Raw genomic sequence first — 26,725 nt, 5'->3', positions numbered from 1 at the left:
TTCAGCGGTCCATTCGAAGCAGTAGTTGGCGAATGCCGGCGAGCGGCAGCACGTAGTCGGGTTGGAACAGTTTGAGCGCCGAACGCGGCATGGTATCGGCGAGCGCCTCGGTGGGTTCCTGCACGATGGTCAGACCGCCGTAGCGGGCGATGCCGTGCAGGCCCTCGGCGCCGTCCGAATTGGCCCCGGTAAGGAGGATTCCGGCCAGCTGATCCCCCCAGACGTCCGCGGCGCTGTCGAACAATACGTCAATCGACGGTCTCGCGTAATGCACCCGTGGATCGACGCTGAGGCTGAAGGTGCGATCCATCTCCACCTGCAGGTGATATCCCGGCGGGGCGAAATACAGATGACCGGGCTTCGGCCGGTCCTTGTCGCGGGCCTCGTCCACCTGCAACGCGCAGAGCCGCTGGAAAATTTCGACGATCTGGCTGGGATGGTTCTCCGGCACATGCTGGACCACGATCAGCGGCAGGCCGAAGTCCTCGGGCATGTCGCGCAGTATTTGGCTGAGGGCGTCCAGGCCACCGGCGGACATGCCGATGACAACCGCCTGAACGCGCGTGGCACGCTGCGAGAGGGTCGGGCTCATAGCTTGCGAAACACCCGTTCGCGCTTCGACACGGGCTCGAACTGCTCAGCGAAACTGGTGAAGTCGAGGCTCTCCTTGCTGCCCAGGCCAAGGAACCCCCGGTGCCCGAGCGACTCGTGGAACAGGCCGATGGCGCGGTCCTGGAGCGCGCGGTCGAAGTAGATCAGCACGTTGCGGCAGGAAATGAACTGGGTCTCGGCGAACACGCTGTCGGTGGCCAGACTGTGGTCGGCGAAGGTCACGTGCTCGCGCAGCGACTTGTCCATCAGCACCGCGTCATAGGCGGCGGTGTAGTAATCGGAGAACAGCCGCTTGCCGCCGGCCTTCTGGTAGCTCTCGGTGTAGGCGCGGATGCTGTCCAGGGTATAGACGCCCTGGCGCGCGCGCTCCAGCGACTGCGGGTTGATGTCGGTGGCGTAGATCAGGCTGCGTTCCAGGAGCCCCTCTTCCTTGAGCAGGATCGCCATCGAGTAGACCTCCTCGCCCGTGCTGCAGCCGGCGATCCAGATCTTCAGCGACGGGTAGGTGCGCAATAGCGGCACCACCTGGGTACGCAGCGCCAGGTAATACGCCGGATCGCGGAACATCTCGCTGACCGGGATGGTGAGATACTGCAGCAGCGCCATGAACGCCTGCGGGTCGTGCAGGATCTTGCCCTGAAGTTCGGACACGCTGCTGCAGCCGATGGTCCGCAGCGCCTGTACCACGCGCCGCTTCAGCGAGGCCATGGCGTAGTTGCGGAAGTCGTAGCTGTACCGCAGGTAAACCGCTTCGATCAGCAGGCGAAGCTCGATTTCCAAGGCGCGCTCGGGCATCGACTAGAAGACCTCCAGCTTGGGCAGCCAGACGCGGATCAGCGAGAACAGCCGGTCCAGCTCGATGGGCTTGGCAAGATAGTCGTTGGCGCCGGCGCGCAGGCAGCGATCCTGGTCGTCCTTCATCGCCTTGGCGGTCACCGCGATGATCGGCAGGCGGGTGAAACGCGGGTCCTTGCGGATCTCGGTCATCGCTTCGTAGCCGTCCATCTCCGGCATCATGATGTCCATCAGCACGAGGTCGATTTCCTCGTCTTCCTGCACCTTGCTCACCGCCTCCAGGCCGTTGCGGGCGATTTCCACCACAGCGCCCTTTTGCTCCAGCGCACTGCTCAGGGCGAAGATGTTGCGCACGTCGTCGTCGACCAGGAGGATCTTGCGGCCCTCGAAGGCACGGTCGCGGTTGCGCACGGTCTTGAGCATCTTCTGCCGTTCCAGCGGCATGTTCGCTTCGACCTTGTGCAGGAACAGGGTCACCTCGTCGAGCAACCGCTCCGGCGAGCGCGCACCCTTGATGATGATCGAGCGCGAGTACTTGAGCAGCTCGGTTTCCTCGTCGCGGGTCAGGCTGCGGCCGGTGTAGACGATCACCGGCGGGAAGGATTGGATATCCTCCTCGGCCATCCGCGCCAGCAGCTCGTTGCCGTCGATGTCCGGCAGCTTGAGGTCGATGATCATGCAGTCGAAGGTGTTGCGGTGCAGCTCGTCGAGGGCCTCGGTGCCGCGCGCGACGGCGGTGATCTCGATGTCGTCGTCCTCGATCAGGCGGGTCACGCTTTCGCGCTGGAGGTCGTCGTCCTCCACCAGCAGGATGCGTTTGACCTTCTGCTCCAGCTTGGCTTCCAGGCGCAGGAACACGTCCTTCATCTGCTCGCGCGACACCGGCTTGGTGGCATAGCCCACCGCGCCCATGTGCATCGCCGCTTCCTGGCGATCCTCGACGGAGACGATGTGTACCGGGATGTGCCGGGTGTTGGGATTTTCCTTGAGTCGCTCGAGGACGGTGAGCCCGGAGTGGTCCGGCAGGCGCATGTCGAGCAGGATGGCGTCGGGCTGGAACTGCAGCGCCAGGTCGTAGCCGGCGTCGGCGGCATGCGCCACCAGGCAGTTGTACTTCAGCTCGTGGGCCAGGTCGAAAAGGATTTTCGCGAACTGCGGCTCGTCCTCGATGATCAGCACGGTGCGCCCTTCGCGGGTGAAGTCGTCGCGATCGTCGGGGAAGGTGAGCGCTGGCAGAGGCGGCGCGGCGGGTTTGGCCAGCGGCTGCAACGGCAGACGCTCGGCGACGGGCATACTGGCGACGCTGGGCTGTGGCGCGTTCGCCGACTCTTGCGTAGCGCCCTGGTATTCGATCGGCAGCAGCAGGGTGAAGGTGCTGCCCTTGCCCTCCTCGCTGACCACGCCGACGGTGGCGCCGAGCATGCGCGCCAGCTCGCGGGAGATCGACAGGCCGAGGCCGGTGCCGCCATGGCGGCGGTTGGTGGTGCCGTCGGCCTGGCGGAAGGCCTCGAAGATGATCGATTGCTGCTCGGCGCGGATGCCGATGCCGCTGTCGATTACGTCGAACGCCACGTGCTTGTCGTCCTGCTTGCGAATGCGCAAGGTGACGGCGCCCTTGTCGGTGAATTTGAAGGCGTTCGACAGCAGGTTCTTGATGATCTGCTCCAGGCGCTGCGAATCGGTGAACACGGAGGCCGGCACGCCCTCCTCGAACTGGATGTGGAAATCCAGCTTCTTCTGCTCGGCCAGCGGCTGGAACAGGTTGCTGAGATTCTCGCAGAGGCGGGCCAGCCCGGTCGGCTCGAGGTGCATATCCAGCTTGCCGGCTTCGACCTTCGACAGATCGAGGATGTCGTTGATCAGGGTGAGCAGGTCGTTGCCGGCCGAATAGATGGAACTGGCGAACTTGACCTGCTCTTCGCTGAGGTTGCCGTGGGTGTTGTCGGCAAGCAGCTTGGCCAGGATCAGCGAGCTGTTCAGCGGCGTGCGCAGTTCGTGGGACATGTTGGCGAGGAATTCGGACTTGTAGCGACTGGCGCGCTGCAGCTCCTCGGCGCGTGCCTCCAGCAGCAACTGAGCCTGGTGCAGGTCGCGGTTGCGCTCGTTGAGCTGGTCGCGGTGCTGCTCCAGTGCCTGGGCCTGGTCGGAAAGCTGTTCGTTAGTCTGCTCCAGCTCGGCCTGCTGGGCCTCCAGGCTGGCCTGGGATTCGCGCAGTGCGCAGGACTGTTCCTCCAGCTCCTCGTTGGCGCTGCGCAGCTCTTCCTGCTGAACCTGCAACTCCTCGTTGAGCGACTGGGTCTCGGCCAGCGCGCGTTGCAGGCGCTGCCGGTAGCTGGCGGCGGCTAGCGCCGAGCCGACGTTGCCGGCGAGCAGCGCGAGCAGCTCGCCGTCCTTTTCCTCCAACGGACGCAGGAAGCCCAGCTCGATCACGCCCTTGAGCTCGCCGCTGTCCTCCACCGGGAAGATCAGCACGGAGCGTGCGAGGCTGTCACCGAGGGACGAATTCACCCGCAGGTAATTCTCCGGCAGCGACTCGAGGGCCATCGGCTGGCGATCCACCGCCACCTGCCCGACCAGGCCCTCGCCGAACGCCAGTTCCGTCCTCTGCCTGAGCTGATCCTGGCTGAACGCATAGGTGGAGACGCGCCTCAGGCGCTTGTCGTCGACCACGTAGAGCGCTCCCACGACCATGCCCAAGTAGCGGGCGAGGAAGCCCAACGTGCTGTCGCCCAGCTGATTCATGCTCAACTGGCCGATCAACTCTTCGGCCAGCAGCGTCTGCCCGGAGCGGAACCAGGCCTGCTGCTGCAGTTTCTCGGCGTGCGCCGACTGGGTCGCCAGTGCATCGTCGTAGGTGCGCGACAGTTGCATCAGCTCGCGGCGACCCATGAAGGCGAGGAAGCCGCTGATCAGCAGGTTGAGCAGGATGACGCCGCCGACACCGAAGATCGTGACCTTCTGCGCCGTCTCGGTACGCTCCTGACGCAGTTGACTCTCGGTCGCCAGGATGTCGCTGAAGATCACCCGGATGGAATCGGTTAGGCGCTTGCCGTACAGGTCCTTGAGCTGCTGAACGTAAGAATCGTCGCCTTGCCGGCGCAGGCTGATCATGCGCGCGGAAAAATCCATCCACTGCTGTTGCAGTTGCTCGATCTTGACGATTCGGTTGACCTGAACCGGGTTGTCCGCAACCAGCTCCTTGAGCAGCGTGGACTTGCTGACGAATTCGTTGCGCGCCCGCTGGTAGGGCTCAAGGAATATCTCGTCATCGGTGATCAGGTAGCCGCGCAGGCCGGTTTCCATGTCGATCACCAGCTTCAGCGTTTCGTTGGACTCGGCGATGACGCGATCGGTGTGCTCCACCCAGCGACTGACGTCGAGGAGATAGAAGATGATCGCGATGAAAAACAGCGAGCTGAGGATACCCATGCCGAGCGGCAGGGATACGTTGCGGCCGAGAATACGGCGGAAGGCCTTCTCGTCGATGGGCGATGTTCTGTTCATGTTCGCTTCCCTAGCAACTGAAATGGCACGGAAGTTCTGCGACTCCCTCTGATTCGCGAGGCCGGCATGGTAAACCAGTGCGCACAACCGGACTATTCCGAATGCCGGATCGAATCTGCTTTAGTCCGATGCGAGGCAGGGAAGGTTCAGTAACCGGAAATTTTAGGACGATCTCCGCGACATCGCGGCAAAGCGCGACGCTTTACCCGCAGCCGGCGCCTTGCACGCCGGCTCCCGTGCAGCGGCTCAGCGCCGCGCGATGACCCAGACGGCGTGGATGATGCCGGGGATGTAGCCAAGCAGCGTGAGCAGGATGTTCAGCCAGAACGCCCCGCCGAAGCCGACCTGGAGGAAGACTCCGAGCGGTGGCAACAGGATGGCGATGATGATGCGGATAAGGTCCATTGCAGGTACTCCATGATGGGCGTTGGGCTTACCGGACAATCGACCCGAGGCGCCTGCGACGGTTCACTGCGCACACCGCTTCGCTTCGCGCGGACATAAAAAAACGCCCCGAAGGGCGTTCATTCGCGGCGTCCGGCACTCAGTTGAGCGTGCCTTCACCGGCCGACTGCATACGCGACAGCTCTTGCGCGTAGAGCGCGTCGAAGTTCACCGGGGCCAGCATCAGCGCCGGGAACGAGCCACGGGTGACCAGGCTGTCCAGGGTTTCGCGGGCATACGGGAAGAGGATGTTCGGGCAGAACGCGCCGAGCGTGTGGCTCATCGAGCCGGCGTCCAGGTTCTTGATCAGGAAGATACCGGCCTGCTGCACTTCGGCGATGAAGGCGGTCTCTTCACCGTTCTTCACGGTGACCGAGAGGGTCAGCACGACTTCGTGGAAGTCGCCTTCCAGCGGCTTCTGGCGGGTGTTGAGGTCCAGCGCGACGCTCGGCGTCCAGTCCTGACGGAAGATTTCCGGGCTCTTGGGCGCTTCGAAGGAGAGGTCGCGCACATAGATGCGCTGCAGAGAGAATTGCGGGTTCTGAGCGTCCTGGGCGGCGCCGTTGGTGGTTTCTTCAGTCATGGCAGAGCCTTGTGAGTTACGACAGTGGAAATCAGCCCTTGAGCAAGGCGTCGAGTTTGCCGGCGCGCTCCAGAGCGAAAAGATCGTCGCAGCCACCCACGTGGGTGCTGCCGATCCATATCTGCGGTACCGAGGTGCGGCCGGCCTTGCGGGTCATCTCGGCACGCAACGCGGCGTCGCGCTCCACGCCGATTTCCTCGAAGGCGACACCCTTGCGCTCGAGCAACTGCTTGGCGCGGATGCAGTACGGACACCAGGGCGTGGTGTAAATGACGATCTTCGACATATCACTTGACCAGGGGCAGGTTGTCTCCGCGCCAGCTGGAGATACCGCCGGACAGCTTGACGGCGTTGAAGCCGAGTTTCTTCAGCTCGCTGCAGACGGTTCCGGAATGCTGGCCCATGGCGTCGACCACGATGAGGGTCTTGGACCTGTGCTTTTCCAGCTCGGCCACGCGGTTGACCACCTTGTCGTGAGGAATGTTCAGCGCATGGACCACGTGCCCGGTGTCGAACTCCTTCTTGACGCGAACGTCCAACACCACGCCCTCGCCACTGTTGACCAGCGAAGTCAGCTCGCGATTGCTCAGGCTGCGGCCGCCGCGGCGCGACTCGTTGAGGATCAGGGCGATCAGCAGCACGACGAACAGGCTGGCAAGCACGTAGTGGTTAGTGGCGAATTCAATCAGCTTGGCGAGCATCAATAGGTTCCAGGGCGGTAAAATGCCGGCCAGTATACACAGCACCCCGAGCCGGCCGAAACCTGCCGAACCGTGACGCGAAACCAGGCGGCCCCGTAGAATGCCGAGCCCGCCGTCACTGCCACGGCCGACGATTTTCGATGGCAACTGCCCAGCGCGGCCACCCCGCCGCAACGAATGGAAAATTTCAGGAAGCCTTTCATGAGCGCAACGCCCAAACCCCTGGTTCTGATCATCCTGGACGGCTTCGGTCACAGCGACAGCCCTGACTCCAACGCCGTGCTCGCCGCGCGCAAGCCGGTCCTCGACGGCCTGGTGGCAAGCCAGCCGAACGGCCTGATTTCCGGCAGCGGCATGGACGTCGGCCTGCCCGACGGACAGATGGGCAACTCCGAAGTCGGCCACATGAACCTGGGCGCCGGCCGCGTCGTGTATCAGGACTTCACCCGCGTGACCAAGGCGATCCGCGACGGCGACTTCTTCGAGAACCCGGCGATCTGCACCGCCGTCGACAAGGCCGTCAGCGCGGGCAAGGCCGTGCACATCCTCGGCCTGCTCTCCGACGGCGGCGTACACAGCCACCAGGATCACCTGGTCGCCATGGCCGAACTGGCCGCGCGTCGCGGTGCCGAGAAGATCTACCTGCACGCCTTCCTCGACGGCCGGGACACCCCGCCGCGCAGCGCCCAGGCCTCCATCGAACTGCTGGACGCCACCTTCGCGCGCCTGGGCAAGGGCCGCATCGCCACGCTGATCGGGCGCTATTTCGCGATGGACCGCGACAACCGCTGGGACCGCGTGCAGCAGGCCTACGACCTGATCGTCGACGGCAAGGCGCAGTTCACCGCCGACACCGCGGTCGCCGGCCTCGAGGCCGCCTACGCCCGCGAGGAGAGCGACGAATTCGTCAAGGCCACCGCCATCGGTGCGCCGGCGCCGGTGGAAGACGGCGATGCGGTGGTCTTCATGAACTTCCGCGCCGACCGCGCCCGCGAGCTCAGCCGCGTGTTCGTCGAACCCGACTTCAAGGACTTCCCCCGTGCGCGCCAGCCGAAACTGGCCGGCTACGTGATGCTGACGCAGTACGCCGCCAGCATCGACGCACCCAGCGCCTACAAGCCGGAAGCGCTCACCAACGTGCTCGGCGAGTACCTGGCGAAGAACGGCAAGACCCAGCTGCGCATCGCCGAGACCGAGAAGTACGCCCACGTCACCTTCTTCTTCTCCGGCGGCCGCGAAGAGCCCTATGAAGGCGAAGAGCGCATCCTGATCCCGTCGCCGAAAGTCGCCACCTACGACCTGCAACCGGAGATGAGCGCTCCCGAGGTCACCGACCGCATCGTCGAGGCCATCGAGAACCAGCGCTACGATGTCATCGTGGTCAACTACGCCAACGGCGACATGGTCGGCCATACCGGCGTGTTCGAAGCCGCAGTGAAAGCCGTGGAATGCCTCGACACCTGCGTCGGCCGCATCGCCGCCGCGCTGGACAAGGTCGGCGGCGAAGCGCTGATCACCGCCGACCACGGCAACGTCGAGCAAATGAAGGACGCAGGCACCGGCCAGGCGCACACCGCGCATACCTGCGAGCCGGTGCCCTTCATCTATGTCGGCAAGCGCAAGCTGCACATCCGCGAAGGCGGCGTGCTGGCCGACGTCGCGCCGACCATGCTGACGCTGATGGGCCTGCCGATTCCGGCGGAGATGACCGGCACCTCGATCATCACCCTGGACTGATGCCGTCGCGGCCGACACCGCGTCTTTTCGCGGTGTCCGGCCCGCGGCTTGAACCAAGGCGTCCGCGCCGTCCTGGCACCTGTTCACGATTTCGCGAGCTGGAGCGTTATAAGGGCAAGGCGCCCCGCAAAAACACATGAGGAAGCGGAGTTACGAGTGGTAAATGAGCATCCGAACTTGTTTTTGACGCAGTAACGCCAACGTACAGCAGATCGTGAACAGGTTCTTAGGCATACTAACCTCCACTTCTATCCCGGTATCGCTGCACTCCATGCTCCGCATCCTGACCCTCCTGCTTGCCACCCTGTTGCTGAGCCCGGCGTTCGCCGACCAGCGCGCCGAAACCCAGCAACAGCTGGAGGCGGCGCGCAAGGACGTCGCCGAGCTGAAAAAGCTTTTGGAGAAAGTGCAGCAGGAAAAAAGCGGCGTGCAGAAGCAACTGCGCAGCACCGAAACGGAGATGGGCGAGCTGGAAAAGCAGGTCAGGCAGCTCGAAGAGGAGATGCGCAAGAGCCAGGACGAGCTCAAGCGCCTCGACGAAGAGAAAAAAAAACTCCAGGACGCACGCCTTGAGCAGCAACGCCTGATCGGCATCCAGGCCCGCGCCGCCTATCAGAGCGGTCGCCAGGAATACATCAAGCTGCTGCTCAACCAGCAGAATCCGGAGAAATTCGCCCGTACCCTGACCTATTACGACTACCTCAGCCAGGCCCGTCTCGAACAGCTCACCGCGTTCAACGAGACGCTGCGCCAACTGGCCAACGTCGAGAGCGACATCGCCGCGCAAAACGCCCAGCTCAACGAGCAGAAGGACGGCCTCGACAGTCGTCGCGAGCAACTGGTTCAGGTCCGCAAGGAGCGCCAGGAAGCCCTGGCCAAGCTGAATCAGGATTATTCGACCAAGGACCGCAGCCTCAAGGCCCGCGAGCAGGAGCAGGCCGAACTCGGCCAGGTGCTCAGGACCATCGAGGAAACTCTCGCCCGCCAGGCCCGTGAGGCCGAGCAGGCGCGTCAGCAGGCGCTTGCCGAGCAACGCCGCCAGGAAGCCCTGGCCCGCGAGCAGCCCAAGGGCGCGCCGAACAGAACGCCCAGCGCCCCGAGCGGACCGCTGGTGTCCAGCGCCGGGGCCAACTACGGCGGCCCGTTCGGCAGTGCCCGTGGCAAGCTGCCCTGGCCGGTGGACGGACGCATCGTGGCACGCTATGGCACTCCGCGCGGCGACGACGCTCGAACCAAGTGGGACGGCGTACTGATCGGCGCCAGTGCCGGCAGCCAGGTCCGCGCGGTGCATGGCGGCCGCGTGGTGTACGCCGACTGGTTGCGTGGCGCCGGGCTTCTGGTCATTCTCGACCATGGCTCGGGCTATCTCAGCCTGTACGGCCACAACCAGAGTTTGCTGAAAAGTGCCGGCGACATCGTCAAGGCCGGCGAGCCGATCGCCACCGTCGGCACCAGCGGGGGCCAAGAAACCCCCGCGCTGTATTTCGCCATCCGCCAGCAGGGCCGCCCCAGCGACCCCACGCAATGGTGCCGCGCGCAGGGTTAGCGCGTTCATTACCTTGGAGTTCGACATGCTGCACGTGCGCCATCTGCTTCGCCCCACCTCGCTCGCCCTGGCCCTTTCGCTCATCGCGGGCAGTGGCAGCGCCTGGGCGCAACAGCCTCCGGCCTCGATGGCGCCGGCGCCGATGCCTGCCACGCCGGCCGCGCAGGCCAAGGCGCCGCTGCCGCTGGACGAGCTGCGAACCTTCGCCGAGGTGCTCGACCGCATCAAGGCGGCCTACGTCGAACCGGTGGACGACAAGACCCTGCTGGAAAACGCCATCAAGGGCATGCTCAGCAACCTCGATCCGCACTCCGCCTACCTCGATCCGCAGGAGTTCGAGGAACTGCAGGAAAGTACCAGCGGCGAATTCGGCGGCCTGGGCATCGAGGTCGGTGTCGAGGACGGCTTCATCAAGGTGGTCTCGCCGATCGACGACACTCCGGCGTCCAAGGCCGGCATCGAGGCCGGCGACCTGATCGTGAAGATCGACGGGCAGCCGACCAAGGGCCTGTCGATGATGGATGCCGTGGACAAGATGCGCGGCAAGCCGGGCAGCAAGATATCCTTGACCCTGATGCGTGGCGAGGGCGGCAAGCCGTTCGACGTCGAACTGGCGCGCGCGGTGATCAAGGTGCAGAGCGTGAAGAGCCAGTTCCTCGAGAAGGGCTACGGCTACGTGCGTATCACCCAGTTCCAGATCAACACCGGCGAGGAAGTCGGCAAGGCGCTGGCCAAGCTGCGCAAGGACAACAACGGCAAGCTCAAGGGCTTGGTCCTCGACCTGCGCAACAACCCTGGCGGCGTGCTGCAGTCGGCTGTCGAGGTGGCCGATCATTTCCTCACCGACGGACTGATCGTCTACACCAAGGGCCGCATCGCCAACTCCGAGCTGCGCTTCTCCGCCGATCCAGCCGATGCCAGCGAAGGCGTACCGCTGGTGGTACTGATAAACGGTGGTAGCGCCTCGGCGGCAGAAATCGTCGCCGGCGCCCTGCAGGACCACAAACGCGGCGTGCTGATGGGCACCGACAGCTTCGGCAAGGGCTCGGTGCAGACCGTGCTACCGCTGAACAACGACCGCGCGCTGAAGCTCACCACCGCGCTGTATTTCACCCCCAACGGCCGCTCGATCCAGGCCCAGGGCATCGTCCCCGACATCGAAGTGGCTCGCGCCAAGGTGACCCCGGAGGGCGACGGCGAGACCTTCAAGGAAGCCGATCTTGCCGGTCACCTGGGCAACGGCAACGGCGGCGCGGACAAGCCCAGCGGGCATCCGAGCAAAACCGAACCGCGCCTGCAGGACGACGACTACCAGCTGAACCAGGCGCTGAACCTGCTCAAGGGCCTGAACCTCACCCGCAGCAAGTAAGCCGGTGCGGGCCTGGCTGCTGCTCCTGCTGCTGGGCGTCTTCGGCCTGGCGCAGGCCGAGCAGGCGAATCAGCCGCCAGGCAAGCGTCCGCGCCTGGCGCTGATCATCGACGACCTCGGGCAGAATCCGCCGCGTGACCGCCGCGTGCTGGCCCTGCCCGGTCCGGTCGCGCTGTCCATCCTCCCCGACACCCCGCACGCACGCGAACTGGCACTGGCCGCGCACCGGGCCGGCAAGACCGTACTCCTGCACCTGCCGATGGACCCTGCCGGCGGGCCCTTCTCCTGGCATCCGCAGATGCCCTTACAAGAACTTCACGAGCGTCTCGACGCGGCGCTCGACGCCGTGCCCTACGCGCACGGCCTGAACAACCACATGGGCAGCCGGATGACCGCCGAAGCAGAGCCGATGGCCTGGCTGATGGGCGAGTTGCAGCGCCGCCACCTGATCTTCCTCGACAGCCGCACCAGCCCCGCCACCGTCGCCGCCGCCCAGGCGCAGAAGATCGGCCTGGCCAGCCTGTCGCGCGACGTTTTTCTCGATGACGATCCGAGCCCGCAGGCAGTCGCCCGACAGTTGGCCGCCGGCATTCAGCTGGCCCGCAAGCAGGGCTCGGCGGTGCTCATCGGCCACCCGCACCCGGATACCCTCGCGGTGCTCGAACGCGAGCTGCCGCGCCTGCGCGAACAGGGCATCGACTGGATCGGCATCGACCTTATGATCGCCGTGCGCGGCAATCGGGCGATGGCGGCGCATGGCAAGGGCGGGATCTATCGTTGAGCAGCGGCGCGCCGCGAAGAGCGCACAGGCGCCGTGGGATACGGGCGCGCATCGCCTGCGCGCCCGTGGCCACTACAGGTAGTTGTTGGTCGCGTCCTCGACGAAGCCATCGGCGCGCATGGCGTCCAGGGCTTTCTGCAGGCGCTCGACCACCTCGTCCGGGGTGTCCTTGTTCAGCGCCAGGTACAGCTCGGCGTCGTTGAAGCGCAACACGGTCTGCAGCCCGGTGGCGCCCTCCTGCTTGGCGATGTAGCGGCCGACCGGGTCGGTGGTGGCCCACAGGTCGATCTGCCCCTTGAGCAGCTTGCCGACATTCTCCTGATCGCGCAGGGCGTTGATCGGCTTCATCCCCTGGCTTTCCAGGTGCTGGCTGACCGCGTCGTTCTTGTAGGCGCCGAGCTTGTACTTTTCGGCCTCCTTGAGGCTGGCGACCTTGATCGTGCTGCCAGGCGCCGAGAGCAGTACCCAGCCGGTCTTGGCCAGCGGGCCGACCCACTTGAACAGCGGTTTGCGCTCGGGGGTATAGGTGGTCGAGAAGAGCCCGTAGTTGGGCTTGTCGAGGGCAAGGTTGTAGAGCCGATCCCAGGGGAAACGCAGGGTCAGGGTGTAGGCGATCCCGGCGCGCCTGAACATCTCCCGCACGATGTCGGCACTGATGCCGTCGATGCCGTCGTCGCGGGCGAAGTTCTTGTCGTCGATCGCCATGTTGAACGGCGGGAAGTTCTCGGTCAGCAGGACCACCTTGTAGTCGGCCGGCAGCTCGGCGCGTGCTGCCGAGGCCACCAGCAACAAGCTCAACGTCAACGTCCTTTGCAACGATTTCAGCATGTCAGCACTACTCCAGTGTCTGTCGCCGTGGCGTTTCATCATGAAGGCCAGGCATCGATTACAGGTAGCGACCCAGTATTTCGTCGACGAAACCCTCGGCCCGCATCCGCTCCAGCGTCGCTTGCAGTTTCTGCACCACCTCGTCCGGCACCTTCTTGTTGAGTGCCAGATAGAGCTGAGCGGTGTCGAAACGCAGCACCGTTTTCAGCCCGCTCACACCTTCCTGCCTGGCCAGGTAGCGGCCGGCCGGATCGCCAGTGGCCCAGAGGTCGATCTGGCCTTTCTCCAGCTTCCTGGCGTTTTCCTGGTCGCGCAGCACGGTGATCGGCTGCAGGCCCTTTTCCGCCAGGCGCTCGGCGATCGCGTCGCCCTTGTAGGCGCCGATCCGGTACTTCCCGGCCGCTTCCAGGCTGTCGACGCTGATCGGGCTGTCGCCGCGCGCCAGCAGGACCCAGTCGTCGGGACCGATGGGGCCGACCCACTTGAACGCGTCCTCCCGCTCCGGCAGGCGGGCGGTGACGAACACGCCGTAGTTGGGCTTCTCCTGGGCGAGCCTGTAGATGCGCTCCCAGGGGAAGCGCAGCGTCATGCTGTAGCGGATATCGGCACGCTTGAACATTTCGCGAACGATGTCCACGGCGATGCCGTTGATATTGCTCTCATGGGCGAAATTCTTCCCGTTGATCGCCATGTTGTACGGCGGGAAGTTTTCCGTGAGCAGAACGATGCTGTAGTACTTGTCGATTTCGGCGCGCGCGGTGCCGGCGAACAGTAGCAAGGTGCCGAGCAGCGGCAGCAATACGCGTTTGAGCATGATCTCTCGCAGAACGATGGAGTGGATGAAGGATATCCGCAGCCAGGGCGCGCACGCTGATCGACGGCAAAACGCTGACGCGCGAAAGGCTCGGGCAACGCCCGGTAGCATCGCCCCCGGCGTAGGGGCGATGACGGAAACGGTCAGCGTACGACGATACCGCGGCTGGCCAGGTACGCCTTGGCTTCGGGAACGGTGTATTCGCCGAAGTGGAAGATGCTCGCGGCGAGCACCGCGGCGGCCTTGCCTTCGAGAATCCCGGCGGCTAGGTGCTCGAGATTGCCGACGCCGCCCGAGGCGATCACCGGAATCCCGACCGCCTCGCTGATGGCGCGGGTGACGCCGAGGTCGTAGCCGCTCTTCACGCCGTCCTGATCCATGCTGGTGAGCAGGATCTCGCCGGCGCCAAGGTCTTCCATCTTCCTGGCCCAGGCCACCGCGTCCAGGCCGGTCGGCTTGCGCCCGCCATGGGTGAAGATTTCCCAGCGCGGTGTCTCGCCGGGCGCCGAGACGCGCTTGGCGTCGATGGCGACCACGATGCATTGCGAGCCGAACCGCGAGGACGCCTCGCCGACGAATTCGGGGGTGAAGACCGCCGCGGTGTTGATCGAGACCTTGTCCGCCCCGGCATTGAGCAGGTTGCGAATGTCCTGCACCGTTCTGACGCCGCCACCGACGGTGAGCGGGATGAACACCTGGCTGGCCATGCGTTCGACGGTGTGCAGCGTGGTGTCGCGACCGTCGACGCTGGCGGTGATGTCGAGGAAGGTGATCTCGTCGGCGCCCTGCTCGTCGTAGCGGCGGGCGATTTCCACCGGATCGCCGGCGTCGCGGATGTTCTCGAACTGCACGCCCTTGACCACGCGGCCGTTGTCGACGTCGAGGCAGGGGATGATGCGTTTAGCCAGTGCCATGGCGACTTCTCTCGTAGGGTGCGCCGTGCGCACCGGTAACCGTCAGCGGTTCGCGCAGCCCAGGCGGCCCGCGCGCCCTACCTCAACTATCTAGCCCTTGAAGCCGTCGCAGAAGGCCTGCGCCTCGGCCACGTCCAGCGTGCCTTCATAGATGGCGCGACCGGTGATGGCGCCAACGATGCCCGGCGAGCGCGCCAGCAGCAGCTTCTCGATATCGCCCAGGTTGTGGATGCCGCCTGAGGCGATCACCGGAATGCGGCTGGCGGCGGCCAGGGCTGCGGTAGCCTCGACGTTGCAGCCCTGCATCATGCCGTCCTTGGCGATGTCGGTGTAGACGATCGCGGCGACGCCGTCGGCCTCGAAGCGCTTCGCCAGGTCGACCACCTGCAAGGCGCTGACCTCCGCCCAGCCGTCGGTGGCGACGAAGCCATCCTTGGCATCCAGGCCGACGATGACCTTGCCCGGGAAGGCCTTGCACGCCTCGGTGACGAATTCCGGCTGCTTGACCGCCTTGGTGCCGATGATCACGTAGCTCACGCCGGCCTTGATGTAGTGCTCGATGGTCTCCAGCGAACGGATGCCGCCGCCGATCTGGATCGGCAGGTGCGGGTAGCGCCGGGCGATCGCCGCGACCACTTCGCCGTTGACCGGCTGGCCCTCGAAGGCACCGTTGAGGTCGACCAGGTGGAGGCGCCGGCAGCCGGCCTCGACCCACTTCGCGGCCATGCTCACCGGATCGTCGGAGAACACCGTGGAGTCGTCCATACGACCCTGGCGCAAGCGCACACAGGCGCCGTCCTTCAAGTCGATTGCGGGGATGATCAGCATGTTTGTTCCTTCTTCGAAGGCACGCCGGGCAAGCGCTTCGGCGCTGCGAACCCGGGAGGCCTGCAAGGGTAATCAGGGTTTCTCGAGCGCCCAGAGGTCGCTCTCGATGCTCTCGAAGCGGTCCTTGAGGTGCGCCTGCACGTCGAAGATCGCCTTGTTGTAGTAAAGCGGCGCCACCTCGCGGGCGAACAGATCGAGCACTTCCCGGGCTTCGAACGAACCCAGCTCCAGCTCGAAACGGTCCTCGAGAAAGCGCTTGAGCACCTCGACCGCGGCGCTTTCCTGGGCCGCGTCGAGTTGCAGGATCGGCATTTTCGCCTTGCGTGCGGTGCTCACCAGCGGCCATCCCAGGCGGCGAAGTTCTGCAGCAATTGCAGGCCGTGGGTATGGCTCTTCTCCGGGTGGAACTGCACGGCGAAGCGCGAGCCGTCGGCCAGTGCAGCGGCGAATTCCTTGCCGTAATGGCCGCGACCGACCACCTGGCGGGGGTTGCCGGCCTCGATGTAGTAGCTGTGCACGAAGTAGAAGCGACCGTCGCCGGGAATGTTGTGCCACAGCGGGTGATCGACTTCCTGACGCACCTGGTTCCAGCCCATGTGCGGCACCTTGAGTGCCTCGCCGTCTTCCTGCATGTCCTTGCCGAAGAAGCGCACCTGGCCGGGAAACAGGCCGATGCAGTCGACGCCCCCGTTCTCCTCGCTGCGCTGCATCAGCGCCTGCATGCCGACGCAGATGCCGAGGAACGGGCGGTCGGCGCTGACTTCGCGGACCAGTTCGTCGAAGCCCAGGCGGCGAATCTCGGCCATGCAGTCGCGGATCGCGCCGACGCCGGGGAACACCACGCGGTCGGCCTCACGAATCACGTTGGCATCGCTGGTCACCTGAACGCGGCCGGCACCGACGTGCTCCAGCGCCTTGGCCACGGAGTGCAGGTTGCCCATGCCGTAGTCGATCACGGCGACAGTCTGCATCAGAGGATTCCCTTGGTCGAAGGCATCTGCCCGGCCATCCGCGGGTCCAGCTCCACGGCCATGCGCAGCGCGCGGCCGAAGGCCTTGAACACCGTTTCGATCTGGTGGTGGGTATTGGTCCCGCGCAGGTTGTCGATGTGCAGGCTGACCAGGGCGTGGTTGACGAAGCCCTGGAAGAATTCCTGGAACAGGTCGACATCGAAGCCGCCGACCACCGCGCGGGTGAACGGCACGTGCATCTGCAGGCCGGGACGCCCGGAGAAATCGATGACCACGCGCGACAGCGCCTCGTCGAGCGGCACGTAGGAGTGGCCGTAACGGGTCATGCCCTTCTTGTCGCCGACCGCCTGGGTGAAGGCCTGGCCGAGGGTGATGCCGACGTCTTCCACGGTGTGGTGGTCGTCGATGTGCAGGTCGCCCTTGCACTGGATGTCCAGGTCGATCAGGCCGTGCCGGGCGATCTGGTCGAGCATGTGCTCGAGGAAGGGCACGCCGATGTCGAAACGGGACTTGCCGCTGCCATCCAGGTTGATCGAGACCTTGATCTGGGTCTCCAGGGTATTGCGTTCGACAGATGCCGTACGTTCGGCCATCACCAGCTCCGCGAAATCTCAGGGCGAAAGGGGCGACATTATAGGCCGAACGCAAGGTAGGACGACAGGCCGCAGACGCGGCGCGTCTGGGTGGGAACGGCGGAGCGCGAAAAAGCCGTTTGCGATCCCGCGGGGCGGAGCCGGTCAGGACCTGAGCGGCTCCGCGCGCACCTCCGGCGCGGCGTTACGGCACCGCGCCTTCACTGCCCGCCGGAGGGCCGACGCGCAGCAGATCGTGGAGCTCAACCGAAGAGTGCAGCGGTTTTCTGCAGCGTGACCCAGACACCCCAGGCCAGCGGGATGCCGACCACCAGCCAGGCGACGATCACCAGCGGCACGCTCGACGGGCTGGCCGACCAGGCCAGCTCGCTGACCGGCGCGGACTTCTCGCCGTGGGCGCGCTCGGCGGCCAGTTGCTCGGCGCTCATGAAGTACTTCGGATTCACCGGGCGCACCAGCAGGTTGCAGATGAACCCCAGCACCAACAGGCCGGCGAGGATGTACAGCGTGATGTCGTAGGCTGCAGCACGCTCGACGCCGATCGACAGCTGGTACTCGCGGATGTAGTTGACCAGCACCGGGCCGAGCACGCCGGCGACGGCCCAGGCGGTCAGCAGACGACCGTGGATGGCGCCGACCATCTGCGTGCCGAACAGGTCGGCGAGGTAGGCCGGCACCGTGGCGAAACCACCGCCGTACATCGACAGGATGATGCAGAACGCACCGACGAACAGCGCGACGCTGCCGGCATGGCCGGACCAGGGCACCGAGGCGTAGAGCACGAAGCCGAGGGCGAAGAAGATCGCGTAGGTCGCCTTGCGTCCCAGGTGATCGGAGATCGACGCCCAGAAGAAGCGCCCGCCGATGTTGAACAGGCTGAGCAGGCCGGTGAAGCCGGCGGCGATCGCGGCGATCTGCGCCAGTTGCCCGGCGTCGAGGTCGCCGAAGCTGCCGTCGACACCCAGCAGGCGTCCGCCGAAGACTTCCTGCAGCAGCGGCGAAGCCATGCCCAGAATGCCGATACCGGCGGAGACGTTGAGGCAGAGGACGGCCCAGACCAGCCAGAACTGCGGGGTCTTCCAGGCGACGCTGACGTGCACGTGGCCGTGGGTGATCATCACGTTTTCGCTTTTCTTCGCTGGCGGCGTCCAGCCTTCGGGCTTCCAGCCGGTGGGCGGAACGCGGTACGACAGTGCGCCGCCGACCATGAACACGAAGTAGATCGCGGCCATGGCGACGAAGCTTTCCCACACGCCGACGCTGGTCGGGGTGGCGAAATGACCCATCAGGTTGGCCGCCAGCGGCGCGCCGACCATGGCGCCGCCGCCGAAGCCCATGATGGCCATGCCGGTGGCCATGCCGCGCTTGTCCGGGAACCACTTGATCAGCGTCGACACCGGCGAGATGTAGCCGAGACCGAGGCCGATACCGCCGATCACCCCGGAGCCCAGCCACATCAGCCAGATCTGGTGGGTGTAGATGCCGAGGGCGGAAATCAGCAGGCCGCCACACCAGCAGACCGCCGAAACCAGGCCGGCCTTGCGCGGGCCCGCGTGTTCCAGCCAGCCGCCCCAGATCGCCGCGGAGCAGCCGAGGAAGATAAAGAACAGCGTGTAGATCCAGCCGAGCATGGAAATCTTCCAGTCGCATTCGGCGGCGAAGACCTGGGCGAGGAAGCCCATTTCCGGAGCGCAGGCCACGGCACTACCGATGCCTACCGCTTTCGACAGCGGCAACCAGAACACCGAAAAGCCGTAGGCCATACCGATGCAGAGATGGATCGCGAGGGCAGCTGGCGGGACCAGCCAGCGGTTGAAGCCAGGACGGGCGATGGTACGTTCCTTGGAAAGAAACGCAGGCCCGGCCTTGCCAACCGGCAAGGGAGAACTGCTCATGGGTAATTCCTATAGTTGTATGTGCAAGCAAGGCAGGAACAAGCGCGCGGAATTTACCACGACGCATGCGACAACTCACCGCACCGACTGGGAAAATCCAGCGCGACTGGAACTTTCGCCCCGCCAGGCAGACGCATGCAGGTGGGCAACGCGCCATCATCCGTGATTGCGACCGCTCGGCCCTCACCGAATCTCGGCGACCTCACCGGACGACCGACCCGAACAGCCCTTCATGCAGCGAACGCCATGGATAGCATCGATACCCTGATCATTGGCGCCGGCGCCCTCGGCCTGGCCTGCGCCGCCCGTCTCGCCAGCCCGCAACAAAGCGTGCTCATCGTCGAGCGCGAAAAGCTCATAGGCAGCCACACCTCCAGCCGCAATTCGGAAGTGATCCACGCCGGCATCTACTACGAACCGGGCTCGCTGAAGGCCGAACTCTGCCTGGAAGGCCGCGAACGGCTGTACGCCTGGTGCGCCGAGCGCGACGTACCGCACCGGCGGATCGGCAAGCTGCTGGTCGCCGTGGAGGACACCGAACGCGCCAAGCTGGAGAAACTCGCGGCGAACGCCGAGGCCTGTGGCGTCGGCGACCTGCGCGAGATCGGCCAGGCGCGGCTGGCGGAGATGGAGCCGGCGGTACGCGGCGTCGCCGCGCTGCTCTCGCCGAGCACCGGGATCATCGACAGCCACCTGTACATGCACTCCTTGCTGACCGCCGCGGAGCAGCAGGACGCGCAACTGGTGCTCGACACCCGCGTCGACAGCCTGCACCACGACGGCGACGGCTGGATCGCCAGCGGCGTCAGCGGCGGCGAGCCGTTCCAGATAAAGGCGCAGCGCGTGGTCAACGCCGGCGGCCTGTTCGCCCAGGACCTCGCCGCTCAGACCGACGGCCCTGGCGCCGCGCAGATCCCGGCCCTGCACCTGTGCCAGGGGCGCTATTTCACCTACGCCGGACGCTCGCCGTTCCAGCACCTGATCTACCCGATGCCGGAAGCCAACACCGCCGGCCTCGGCGTGCACGCCACTCTCGACCTCGGCGGGCAGCTGCGTTTCGGCCCGGACGTGCGCTATCTCGATACCCTCGACTATGGGGTCGACGAAGCGCTGCGCGAACCCTTCGCCACGGCGATCGCCCGCTACTTCCCCGGTCTCGACGCCAGCCGCCTGAATCCCGGCTACAGCGGCATCCGGCCGAAACTCTCCGGCCCCGGCGAGGCGGCCGCCGACTTCGTCATCCAGACGCCCGCGCAACACGGCCAACCGGGGCTGGTGAACCTCTTCGGCATCGAGTCGCCGGGGCTGACCGCCAGCCTGGCGATCGCCGAACGGGTCGCCGCAGCGCTCTGAACGGTCGCGTTATACTGCGGGCCCTCCATGCGTGCGGCTGTTTTGCCGCACGCCTCTTCACCCCGACTACAAGGACTCGTCCATGAAAGCCCTCGGCAAAATCCTGGGTCTGGTCTTCCTCGGACTGCTGCTGCTCCTGGTCGCCCTCGGTTTCGCGTTGACCCACCTGTTCGACCCGAACGACTACAAGGACGAGATCCGCAAGATCGCCCACGACAAGGCCAACCTCGAGCTGACCCTTAACGGCGACATCGGCTGGAGCCTGTTCCCCTGGCTCGGCATCGAACTCCACGAGGCCACGCTGGCCAGCGCCGCGACGCCGAACGAACCGTTCGCCGACCTGCGCATGCTCGGGCTGTCCGTGCGCGTGCTGCCACTGCTGCGCAAACAGGTGCAGATGAGCGACATCCGCGTCGAAGGGCTCAATTTGACCCTGAAACGCGATGCCCAGGGCAACGGCAACTGGGAACAGGTCGGCCACCCGGCGCCCCAGGCCAGCGGCGAAGCGACGGCCTCCGCGCCCTCCTCCGACGCCGCCGAGCAGCGTGCCGAGGCACCCGCCGAGCCGCTGAAACTCGACATCGACAGCCTCAGCGTGAAGGACGCCCGCGTCACCTATCGCGACGAGCGCAACGGTCGCGAGTTCAACGCCGAGAGCATCGAGCTGAGCACCGGCGCGATTCGCGAAGGTAGCGACATCCCGATCACGCTCAGCGCCTTCTTCGGCAGCAACCAGCCGGTGATGCGCGCGCGCACCGAACTGCAGGCCGACCTGCGCTTCGACCGCGCACTCAAGCGCTACCAGCTGGGCAACGCGCGCCTGTCCGGCGAGGCGTCCGGCGAGCCGCTGCAAGGCAAGACCCTGGCCTTCAGCGCCCAGGGCGAACTGCTCGCCGACCTCGCCGCGCAAATCGCCGAATGGAACAGCCTCAAGCTGACCGCCAATGGCCTGCGCGGCATCGGCGACCTCAAGGTGCGCGACCTGGAATCCGAGCCCAAACTCAGCGGCGGCCTGTCCATCGCCGAGTTCAACCTCAGGGAATTCCTCGAAGGCATCGGCCAGCAACTGCCGCCCATGGCCGATGCCGGCGCGCTGAGTAAAGCCGAGCTGGCCACCCGCCTGACTGCCACCGAGAACAGCATCACGCTGGACAACCTCACGCTGAAACTCGACGGCGGCACCTTCAACGGTTCGATCGCCGTAACCGACCTGGCCAAACGGGCATTGCAGGTGCAGCTCAAGGGCGACCGCCTGGACCTCGACCGCTACCTGCCGCCCACTTCGAAGGACAGCAAGGCCGCCAGTGCCGCGCGCCAGTCGGAAGTCGACGGCAGCATCGCCGCCGCCGGCCGCGGCACCAGCGAGCTGCCGGAGAAACCGTCGCAGCAGGCCTGGAGCGCCGAACCGGCGCTGCCGCTCGACCCGTTGCGCAAACTCGATGCGAAGGTCGATCTCGACCTAGGCCTGCTGACCCTGGACAAGCTGCCGATCGCCAATGCCTCGCTCCGGGGCAATGCCAAGGACGGACTGCTCGCCGTCGAGGAACTGCGCGGCGACCTGCATGACGGCCGTTTCGACGCCAAGGGCCGGATCGACGCGCGCCAGCCGGAAGTGCAACTCGCCCTGACCAGCCACATCGCCCGCGTGCCGGTGGAGAAGATTCTCCAGCGCAAGGGCGAGGCGTCGCCGATCCAGGGCCTGCTCGACCTGAACGCCGACCTGCGCACCCGCGGCAACAGTCAGAAGGCCTGGATCGAAGGACTTAACGGCACTGCCGACTTCAGCCTCAACGACGGCGTACTGGTCGATGCCAACCTCGAACAGCAACTGTGCATGGCCATCGCCACGCTCAACCGCAAATCGCTCTCCAGCGAGCCGCGCGGGCGCAACACGCCGTTCGAACAGCTCCAGGGCAGTCTGACCTTCCGCGACGGCGTGGCCAGCAACCCGGACCTCAAGGCGCGCATTCCCGGCCTGCGGGTCAACGGCGACGGCGACCTCGACCTGCGCGTGCTGGGCATGGACTACCGCGTCGGCATCGTCATCGAAGGCGACAAGGGCGAAATGCCCGACCCGGCCTGCCAGGTCAATGCGCGCTATGCCGACATCGCCTGGCCGCTGCGCTGCCGAGGCCCGCTGGAACTGGGCGCCAAGGCCTGCCGTCTGGACAAGGACGGGATGGGCAAGGTCGCCGCGCAACTGGCCGGAGACAAGCTCAACCAGAAGATCGAGGAGAAGCTTGGCGACAAGGTAAGCCCGGAACTCAAGGACGCGCTCAAGGGGCTGTTCAAGCGATGAGCCCCGAGCAGTTCTCCGCGGCGGTGCTCGACTGGTACGACCGCCACGGGCGCAAGGACCTGCCCTGGCAGCAGGGCATAACGCCCTACCGCGTGTGGGTGTCCGAGATCATGCTGCAGCAGACCCAGGTCGCCACCGTGCTGGAGTACTTCGGCCGCTTCATGCAGGTACTGCCCAACGTGCAGGCACTGGCCGAGGCGCCGGAGGACGAAGTGCTGCACCTGTGGACCGGCCTGGGCTACTACAGCCGCGCGCGCAACCTGCACCGCACGGCGAAGATCGTCGTCGAGCAGCATGGCGGCGAGTTTCCGCGTGACGTGCTCGCGCTGGCCGAATTGCCCGGCATCGGCCTGTCCACCGCCGGCGCCATCGCCAGCCTGAGCATGGGCCTGCGCGCGCCTATCCTCGACGGCAACGTCAAGCGGGTACTGGCACGCTACACCGCGCAGAGCGGCTATCCCGGCGAACCGAAGGTCGCCCGCCAGCTGTGGAGCGCGGCCGAGCGCTTCACCCCGCAGCACCGCGTCGGCAACTACACCCAGGCGATGATGGACCTCGGCGCCACGCTCTGTACGCGCAGCAAGCCGAGTTGCCTGCTCTGCCCGCTGCGCGCCGGCTGCCGCGCGCATCTGCTCGGCCGCGAGACCGACTTCCCGGCGCCGAAGCCGCGCAAGGAGCTGCCGCAGAAGCGCACGCTGATGCCGCTGCTGAGCAACCGCGAAGGCGCCATCCTGCTTTACCGGCGCCCTGCCAGCGGCCTCTGGGGTGGCCTCTGGAGCCTGCCCGAACTGGACAATCTGCAGGCGCTCGAAACCCTCGCTGCGCGGCATTTCCTGCAGCTGGGCGAACGCCGCGAGCTGCCCGGGCTGACTCACACCTTCAGCCATTTCCGCCTGGCCATCGAACCCTGGCTGGTGGAAGTCAGCAGCATGCCCCACGCCGTGGCCGAGGCCGACTGGCTCTGGTATAACCTCGCCACCCCGCCGCGCCTGGGCCTTGCCGCCCCGGTCAAGAAACTGCTGAAACGCGCCGCCGACGAGCTGAACGCAGGAGAAAGCCCATGACCCGCACCGTGATCTGCCGCAAATACAAACAGGAACTGCCCGCCCTCGACCGTCCGCCGTACCCCGGAGCCAAGGGCGAAGAGCTGTTCAACAACGTCTCGAAGAAGGCCTGGGACGAGTGGCAGGCACACCAGACCATGCTGATCAACGAACGTCGGCTGAACATGATGAACGTCGAGGATCGCAAGTTCCTGCAGGCCGAGATGGACAAGTTCCTCTCCGGCGAGGACTACGCCCAGGCCGAAGGCTACGTGCCACCCAGCGCCTGAGCAAAAACGTAAGCGCCCGTTCTGATTAAATATTTTTCTTCACCTCGCTTGACAGGGCAAAGCCAAATCCGTTTAATTGCGCCCCGTTGCCCAGGTAGCTCAGTCGGTAGAGCAGGGGATTGAAAATCCCCGTGTCGGCGGTTCGATTCCGTCCCTGGGCACCACCTTCCAGTTTCAGGTGGTGCTTGAATCAACTGAAACCTTAAAGAACCGGCCCCAGGGCCGGTTTTTTATTGCCTGCATTTTGACCTCGGGCAAATCCGATGAACGCGCCCGCTTTCGAAGCTAACTCCCCATTTCCAATGTGCCATTATTGGCGCTCCAAGAGCGCCGCCCTTCACGTCACGGAAACCCCTGCCGGCGGGAACGGCTCTAGCACAGGCAACGTGGAGGTTTTCATGCGTGTGGCATTGATGGTGGCTGGCTTCAGCTCATGCGCGGCGCTCGCGGAAGCGGGTGACGCGCAGAGCTTTCGCGAACTGACCCGCAAGTCCTGGGTCGAATGCTCGTGGCGGGCCGATGCCTCCAGCATGCCGTTCGCCGGGGCCGCCGCCCTCATCCGCACCCGCGACTGCGTGGAGCTCGCGACCCTCCAGGCCGAGCGGGACTATCGAACCGTCTCCGGCAGCCTGCAGTCGACCCTGAGGCCCTACTATTCGGCGTGGCGGGCAGGGATCGGGGCCCTGACGCAAGTACCGTACGCGTCGCGGACAGTCGCCGAGCGCTCGATCGGCGAGTCGTCGAAACGCCTCGACGAGGCCTGGGCCGCTACCGAGACCGTGCTGCAGAACCCCAGCCTCAGGTCCGAGGACCTCGCCGTGACCGAAGTTGGCGCCGAAACGCCTGCCGACACCCAAACAGCTGAGAATCTCTGAACGCTACCAGACGCGCTGGCGGACGACGGCGGAGCGACTCCACCCATGGGAAGAACTCACCTCGTCCCCCGCCCAAAATGCAGCAGCGTGGCGAAAAGTAGCGCACCACCAGAGGGCGCAGCGTCGTTCGGCGCCTTTCCGCCCCAGCCCACTTGAGCCCAACGGCAGGCGAAAGGCGTTGAAAATGCGACAGCATGTTTGCTTATCGCGACAGTCAACTTCATTGATGCGACAAGCGCGACAGCGTCCAGATTGGATCAAAGGTTGCAAGCTTGGCTGTCATCTCACCCCATGCTAGCTTGCACCCGACCACGAAGAGGACCCCCCATGGCCGAGGCCGCGCCCGCGCTTGAAGTACGCAATCTGCATAAACGCTACGGCGACCTCGAGGTGCTCAAGGGCATATCCCTCACCGCCCGCGACGGGGACGTGATCTCGATCCTAGGTTCGTCCGGCTCCGGAAAATCGACCTTCCTGCGCTGCATCAACCTGCTGGAAAACCCCCACCAGGGCCAGATCATCGTTGCCGGCGAAGAGCTGAAGCTCAAGGAAGGCAAGAGCGGCGAGCTGGTGGCCGCCGACAACAAGCAGATCAACCGCATCCGCAGCGAGATCGGCTTCGTCTTCCAGAACTTCAATCTCTGGCCGCACATGAGTGTGCTGGACAACATCATCGAGGCGCCGCGCCGGGTGCTCGGGCAGAGCAAGGCGGAAGCCGTCGAGGTGGCCGAGGCGCTGCTGGCGAAGGTCGGCATCGGCGACAAACGCCACGTCTATCCCAATCAGCTTTCCGGCGGTCAGCAGCAGCGCGCGGCCATCGCACGCACCCTGGCGATGCAGCCGAAGGTGATTCTTTTCGATGAACCGACCTCGGCGCTCGATCCGGAGATGGTACAAGAAGTGCTTAATGTGATCCGCGCGCTGGCCGAAGAAGGTCGGACCATGCTGCTGGTTACCCACGAGATGAGCTTCGCCCGCCAGGTATCCAGCGAGGTGGTTTTCCTCCACCACGGTCTGGTCGAAGAGCAAGGATCGCCGCAGCAGGTCTTCGAAAACCCGCAATCGGCGCGCTGTAAACAATTCATGTCCAGCAATCGCTAACGGAGCTACGTCCCTCATGATGACTTACAAGAAGATGCTGCTGGCTGCTGCCGCCACTCTGGCGTTCGGCACCAGCGCTATCGCTGCCGACAAGCTGAAAATCGGAACCGAGGGTGCCTACCCACCCTTCAACCTGATCGACGCCAGCGGCCAGGTGGTCGGCTTCGACATCGACATCGCCCAGGCCCTCTGCGCGAAGATGAAGACCGAGTGCGAAGTCGTGACTTCCGACTGGGACGGCATCATCCCCGCGCTGAACTCGAAGAAATTCGACTTCATCGCCGCTTCGATGTCGATCACCGACGAACGCAAGCAGGCCGTCGACTTCACCGACGCCTACTACACCAACAAGCTGCAATTCATCGCGCCGAAAGCCAGCACCCTGAAAACCGACAGGGCCAGCCTGAAAGGCAAGGTCATCGGCGCCCAGCGCGCGACCATCGCCGGCACCTGGCTCGAAGACAACATGGCCGACACCGTCGAAGTCAAACTCTATGACACCCAGGAAAACGCCTACCTCGACCTCGCTTCCGGCCGTGTCGATGGCGTGCTGGCCGACAAGTTCGTCAATTGGGAATGGCTGAAGAGCGCCGCTGGCAAGGACTTCGAGTTCAAGGGCGACCCAGTGTTCGACAACGACAAGATCGGCATGGCCGTACGCAAGAACGACCCGCTGCGCGAGAAGCTGAACGCCGCGCTCAAGGAAATCGTTGCCGACGGCACCTACAAGAAGATCAACGACAAGTACTTCCCGTTCAGCATCTACTGATCGGTCCGGACGGCGCGGGGTGCACCCCCCCCCCGCGCGTCCCCCCGGCCCGGGCTTTTTGCTTGGGGGGTCTTTTGTCC

At 65.2% G+C, this 26,725-nt stretch carries 26 protein-coding genes and 1 tRNA gene; 12 read left to right on the top strand and 15 right to left on the bottom strand.

Features of this window, described 5'->3' with window-relative positions; translation table 11 throughout:
- Position 1: 1 nt before the first annotated feature.
- The 7 genes from QMX85_RS11605 to QMX85_RS11575 form a co-directional block, all read right to left on the bottom strand.
- Complete coding sequence (locus tag QMX85_RS11605) at positions 2-592, bottom strand: chemotaxis protein CheB (protein WP_282340998.1); 591 nt, start codon at positions 590-592, stop codon at positions 2-4.
- On the bottom strand, positions 589-1,407 hold the full coding sequence (locus QMX85_RS11600; protein WP_090225574.1) for a protein-glutamate O-methyltransferase CheR: 819 nt from the start codon (positions 1,405-1,407) through the stop codon (positions 589-591). The genes QMX85_RS11605 and QMX85_RS11600 overlap by 4 nt, the downstream gene beginning before the upstream one ends.
- A gap of 3 nt (positions 1,408-1,410) precedes the next feature.
- Complete coding sequence (locus QMX85_RS11595; protein ID WP_282340996.1) at positions 1,411-4,911, bottom strand: response regulator; 3,501 nt, start codon at positions 4,909-4,911, stop codon at positions 1,411-1,413.
- Positions 4,912-5,157: 246 nt separating this feature from the next.
- Positions 5,158-5,316: a YqaE/Pmp3 family membrane protein gene (locus QMX85_RS11590; RefSeq protein ID WP_090225571.1), complete on the bottom strand. Its 159-nt coding sequence runs from the start codon at positions 5,314-5,316 to the stop codon at positions 5,158-5,160.
- Positions 5,317-5,455: 139 nt separating this feature from the next.
- On the bottom strand, positions 5,456-5,938 hold the full coding sequence (gene secB, locus QMX85_RS11585; RefSeq protein ID WP_090225569.1) for a protein-export chaperone SecB: 483 nt from the start codon (positions 5,936-5,938) through the stop codon (positions 5,456-5,458).
- A gap of 31 nt (positions 5,939-5,969) precedes the next feature.
- The gene (gene grxC, locus QMX85_RS11580) at positions 5,970-6,224 is read right to left on the bottom strand and encodes a glutaredoxin 3 (RefSeq protein ID WP_090225568.1); all 255 of its coding nucleotides are present in this window, start codon (positions 6,222-6,224) and stop codon (positions 5,970-5,972) included.
- A gap of 1 nt (position 6,225) precedes the next feature.
- Positions 6,226-6,639: a rhodanese-like domain-containing protein gene (locus QMX85_RS11575; protein WP_282340993.1), complete on the bottom strand. Its 414-nt coding sequence runs from the start codon at positions 6,637-6,639 to the stop codon at positions 6,226-6,228.
- A 201-nt stretch (positions 6,640-6,840) separates the two neighbouring features.
- Between QMX85_RS11575 and gpmI the strand changes: the two genes are divergently transcribed.
- From gpmI to QMX85_RS11555, 4 genes are all read left to right on the top strand, one after another.
- Positions 6,841-8,376 (top strand): 2,3-bisphosphoglycerate-independent phosphoglycerate mutase, encoded by a 1,536-nt coding sequence (gene gpmI, locus QMX85_RS11570; protein WP_282340991.1) that lies wholly within the window; start codon positions 6,841-6,843, stop codon positions 8,374-8,376.
- A 271-nt stretch (positions 8,377-8,647) separates the two neighbouring features.
- A complete protein-coding gene (locus tag QMX85_RS11565; protein ID WP_282340989.1) occupies positions 8,648-9,922 on the top strand; it encodes a murein hydrolase activator EnvC in 1,275 nt (424 codons plus the stop codon).
- 34 nt (positions 9,923-9,956) lie between these two features.
- Positions 9,957-11,291 (top strand): S41 family peptidase, encoded by a 1,335-nt coding sequence (locus QMX85_RS11560; protein ID WP_282341067.1) that lies wholly within the window; start codon positions 9,957-9,959, stop codon positions 11,289-11,291.
- Between the two features lie 46 nt (positions 11,292-11,337).
- Positions 11,338-12,072, top strand: coding sequence for a divergent polysaccharide deacetylase family protein (locus tag QMX85_RS11555; protein WP_282341066.1), 735 nt, complete (start codon positions 11,338-11,340; stop codon positions 12,070-12,072).
- Between the two features lie 72 nt (positions 12,073-12,144).
- On the opposite strand, the gene QMX85_RS11550 is transcribed toward QMX85_RS11555, so the two are convergent.
- The 8 genes from QMX85_RS11550 to QMX85_RS11515 form a co-directional block, all read right to left on the bottom strand.
- Positions 12,145-12,900 carry an ABC transporter substrate-binding protein gene (locus tag QMX85_RS11550; protein WP_282340988.1) on the bottom strand — a complete coding sequence of 252 codons (756 nt, stop codon included), beginning with the start codon at positions 12,898-12,900 and terminating at the stop codon, positions 12,145-12,147.
- 58 nt (positions 12,901-12,958) lie between these two features.
- Entirely contained in the window at positions 12,959-13,714 is a 756-nt protein-coding gene (locus tag QMX85_RS11545; protein ID WP_282340986.1) for an ABC transporter substrate-binding protein, read from the bottom strand.
- Between the two features lie 143 nt (positions 13,715-13,857).
- Positions 13,858-14,628 (bottom strand): imidazole glycerol phosphate synthase subunit HisF, encoded by a 771-nt coding sequence (hisF, locus tag QMX85_RS11540; protein WP_090225555.1) that lies wholly within the window; start codon positions 14,626-14,628, stop codon positions 13,858-13,860.
- 90 nt (positions 14,629-14,718) lie between these two features.
- Positions 14,719-15,456: a 1-(5-phosphoribosyl)-5-[(5-phosphoribosylamino)methylideneamino]imidazole-4-carboxamide isomerase gene (hisA, locus tag QMX85_RS11535; RefSeq protein ID WP_090225553.1), complete on the bottom strand. Its 738-nt coding sequence runs from the start codon at positions 15,454-15,456 to the stop codon at positions 14,719-14,721.
- Positions 15,457-15,528: 72 nt separating this feature from the next.
- Positions 15,529-15,768 carry a DUF2164 domain-containing protein gene (locus QMX85_RS11530; RefSeq protein ID WP_090227359.1) on the bottom strand — a complete coding sequence of 80 codons (240 nt, stop codon included), beginning with the start codon at positions 15,766-15,768 and terminating at the stop codon, positions 15,529-15,531.
- A gap of 20 nt (positions 15,769-15,788) precedes the next feature.
- Positions 15,789-16,427 carry an imidazole glycerol phosphate synthase subunit HisH gene (gene hisH, locus QMX85_RS11525; RefSeq protein WP_282340980.1) on the bottom strand — a complete coding sequence of 213 codons (639 nt, stop codon included), beginning with the start codon at positions 16,425-16,427 and terminating at the stop codon, positions 15,789-15,791.
- On the bottom strand, positions 16,427-17,020 hold the full coding sequence (hisB, locus tag QMX85_RS11520) for an imidazoleglycerol-phosphate dehydratase HisB (protein ID WP_090225550.1): 594 nt from the start codon (positions 17,018-17,020) through the stop codon (positions 16,427-16,429). The genes hisH and hisB overlap by 1 nt, the downstream gene beginning before the upstream one ends.
- A 242-nt stretch (positions 17,021-17,262) precedes the next feature.
- Positions 17,263-18,915, bottom strand: a complete 1,653-nt coding sequence (locus QMX85_RS11515) for an OFA family MFS transporter (protein WP_282340977.1) — start codon at positions 18,913-18,915, stop codon at positions 17,263-17,265.
- Positions 18,916-19,161: 246 nt separating this feature from the next.
- On the opposite strand from QMX85_RS11515, the gene QMX85_RS11510 reads away from it, so the two are divergent.
- The 8 genes from QMX85_RS11510 (at position 19,162) to QMX85_RS11475 (ending at position 26,645) form a co-directional block, all read left to right on the top strand.
- Positions 19,162-20,268 carry an NAD(P)/FAD-dependent oxidoreductase gene (locus QMX85_RS11510; RefSeq protein ID WP_282340975.1) on the top strand — a complete coding sequence of 369 codons (1,107 nt, stop codon included), beginning with the start codon at positions 19,162-19,164 and terminating at the stop codon, positions 20,266-20,268.
- Between the two features lie 82 nt (positions 20,269-20,350).
- Complete coding sequence (locus tag QMX85_RS11505) at positions 20,351-22,567, top strand: AsmA family protein (RefSeq protein ID WP_282340973.1); 2,217 nt, start codon at positions 20,351-20,353, stop codon at positions 22,565-22,567.
- Positions 22,564-23,631 (top strand): A/G-specific adenine glycosylase, encoded by a 1,068-nt coding sequence (gene mutY / locus QMX85_RS11500; protein WP_282340971.1) that lies wholly within the window; start codon positions 22,564-22,566, stop codon positions 23,629-23,631. The genes QMX85_RS11505 and mutY overlap by 4 nt, the downstream gene beginning before the upstream one ends.
- Positions 23,628-23,900: an oxidative damage protection protein gene (locus QMX85_RS11495; RefSeq protein WP_090225542.1), complete on the top strand. Its 273-nt coding sequence runs from the start codon at positions 23,628-23,630 to the stop codon at positions 23,898-23,900. The genes mutY and QMX85_RS11495 overlap by 4 nt, the downstream gene beginning before the upstream one ends.
- Positions 23,901-23,988: 88 nt before the next feature.
- A tRNA-Phe gene (locus QMX85_RS11490) sits at positions 23,989-24,064 on the top strand.
- Between the two features lie 234 nt (positions 24,065-24,298).
- Entirely contained in the window at positions 24,299-24,775 is a 477-nt protein-coding gene (locus QMX85_RS11485; RefSeq protein ID WP_282340965.1) for a hypothetical protein, read from the top strand.
- A gap of 327 nt (positions 24,776-25,102) precedes the next feature.
- Positions 25,103-25,876: an ABC transporter ATP-binding protein gene (locus QMX85_RS11480; protein ID WP_090225539.1), complete on the top strand. Its 774-nt coding sequence runs from the start codon at positions 25,103-25,105 to the stop codon at positions 25,874-25,876.
- 16 nt (positions 25,877-25,892) lie between these two features.
- On the top strand, positions 25,893-26,645 hold the full coding sequence (locus QMX85_RS11475; RefSeq protein ID WP_282340960.1) for an ABC transporter substrate-binding protein: 753 nt from the start codon (positions 25,893-25,895) through the stop codon (positions 26,643-26,645).
- Positions 26,646-26,725: the final 80 nt, after the last annotated feature.

The organism is Pseudomonas sp. PS02288 (assembly GCF_029959715.1).
In the GTDB taxonomy this organism is placed as follows: Bacteria; Pseudomonadota; Gammaproteobacteria; order Pseudomonadales; family Pseudomonadaceae; genus Pseudomonas_O; species Pseudomonas_O kuykendallii.
This window is presented reverse-complemented; position numbering and strand designations above follow the sequence as displayed.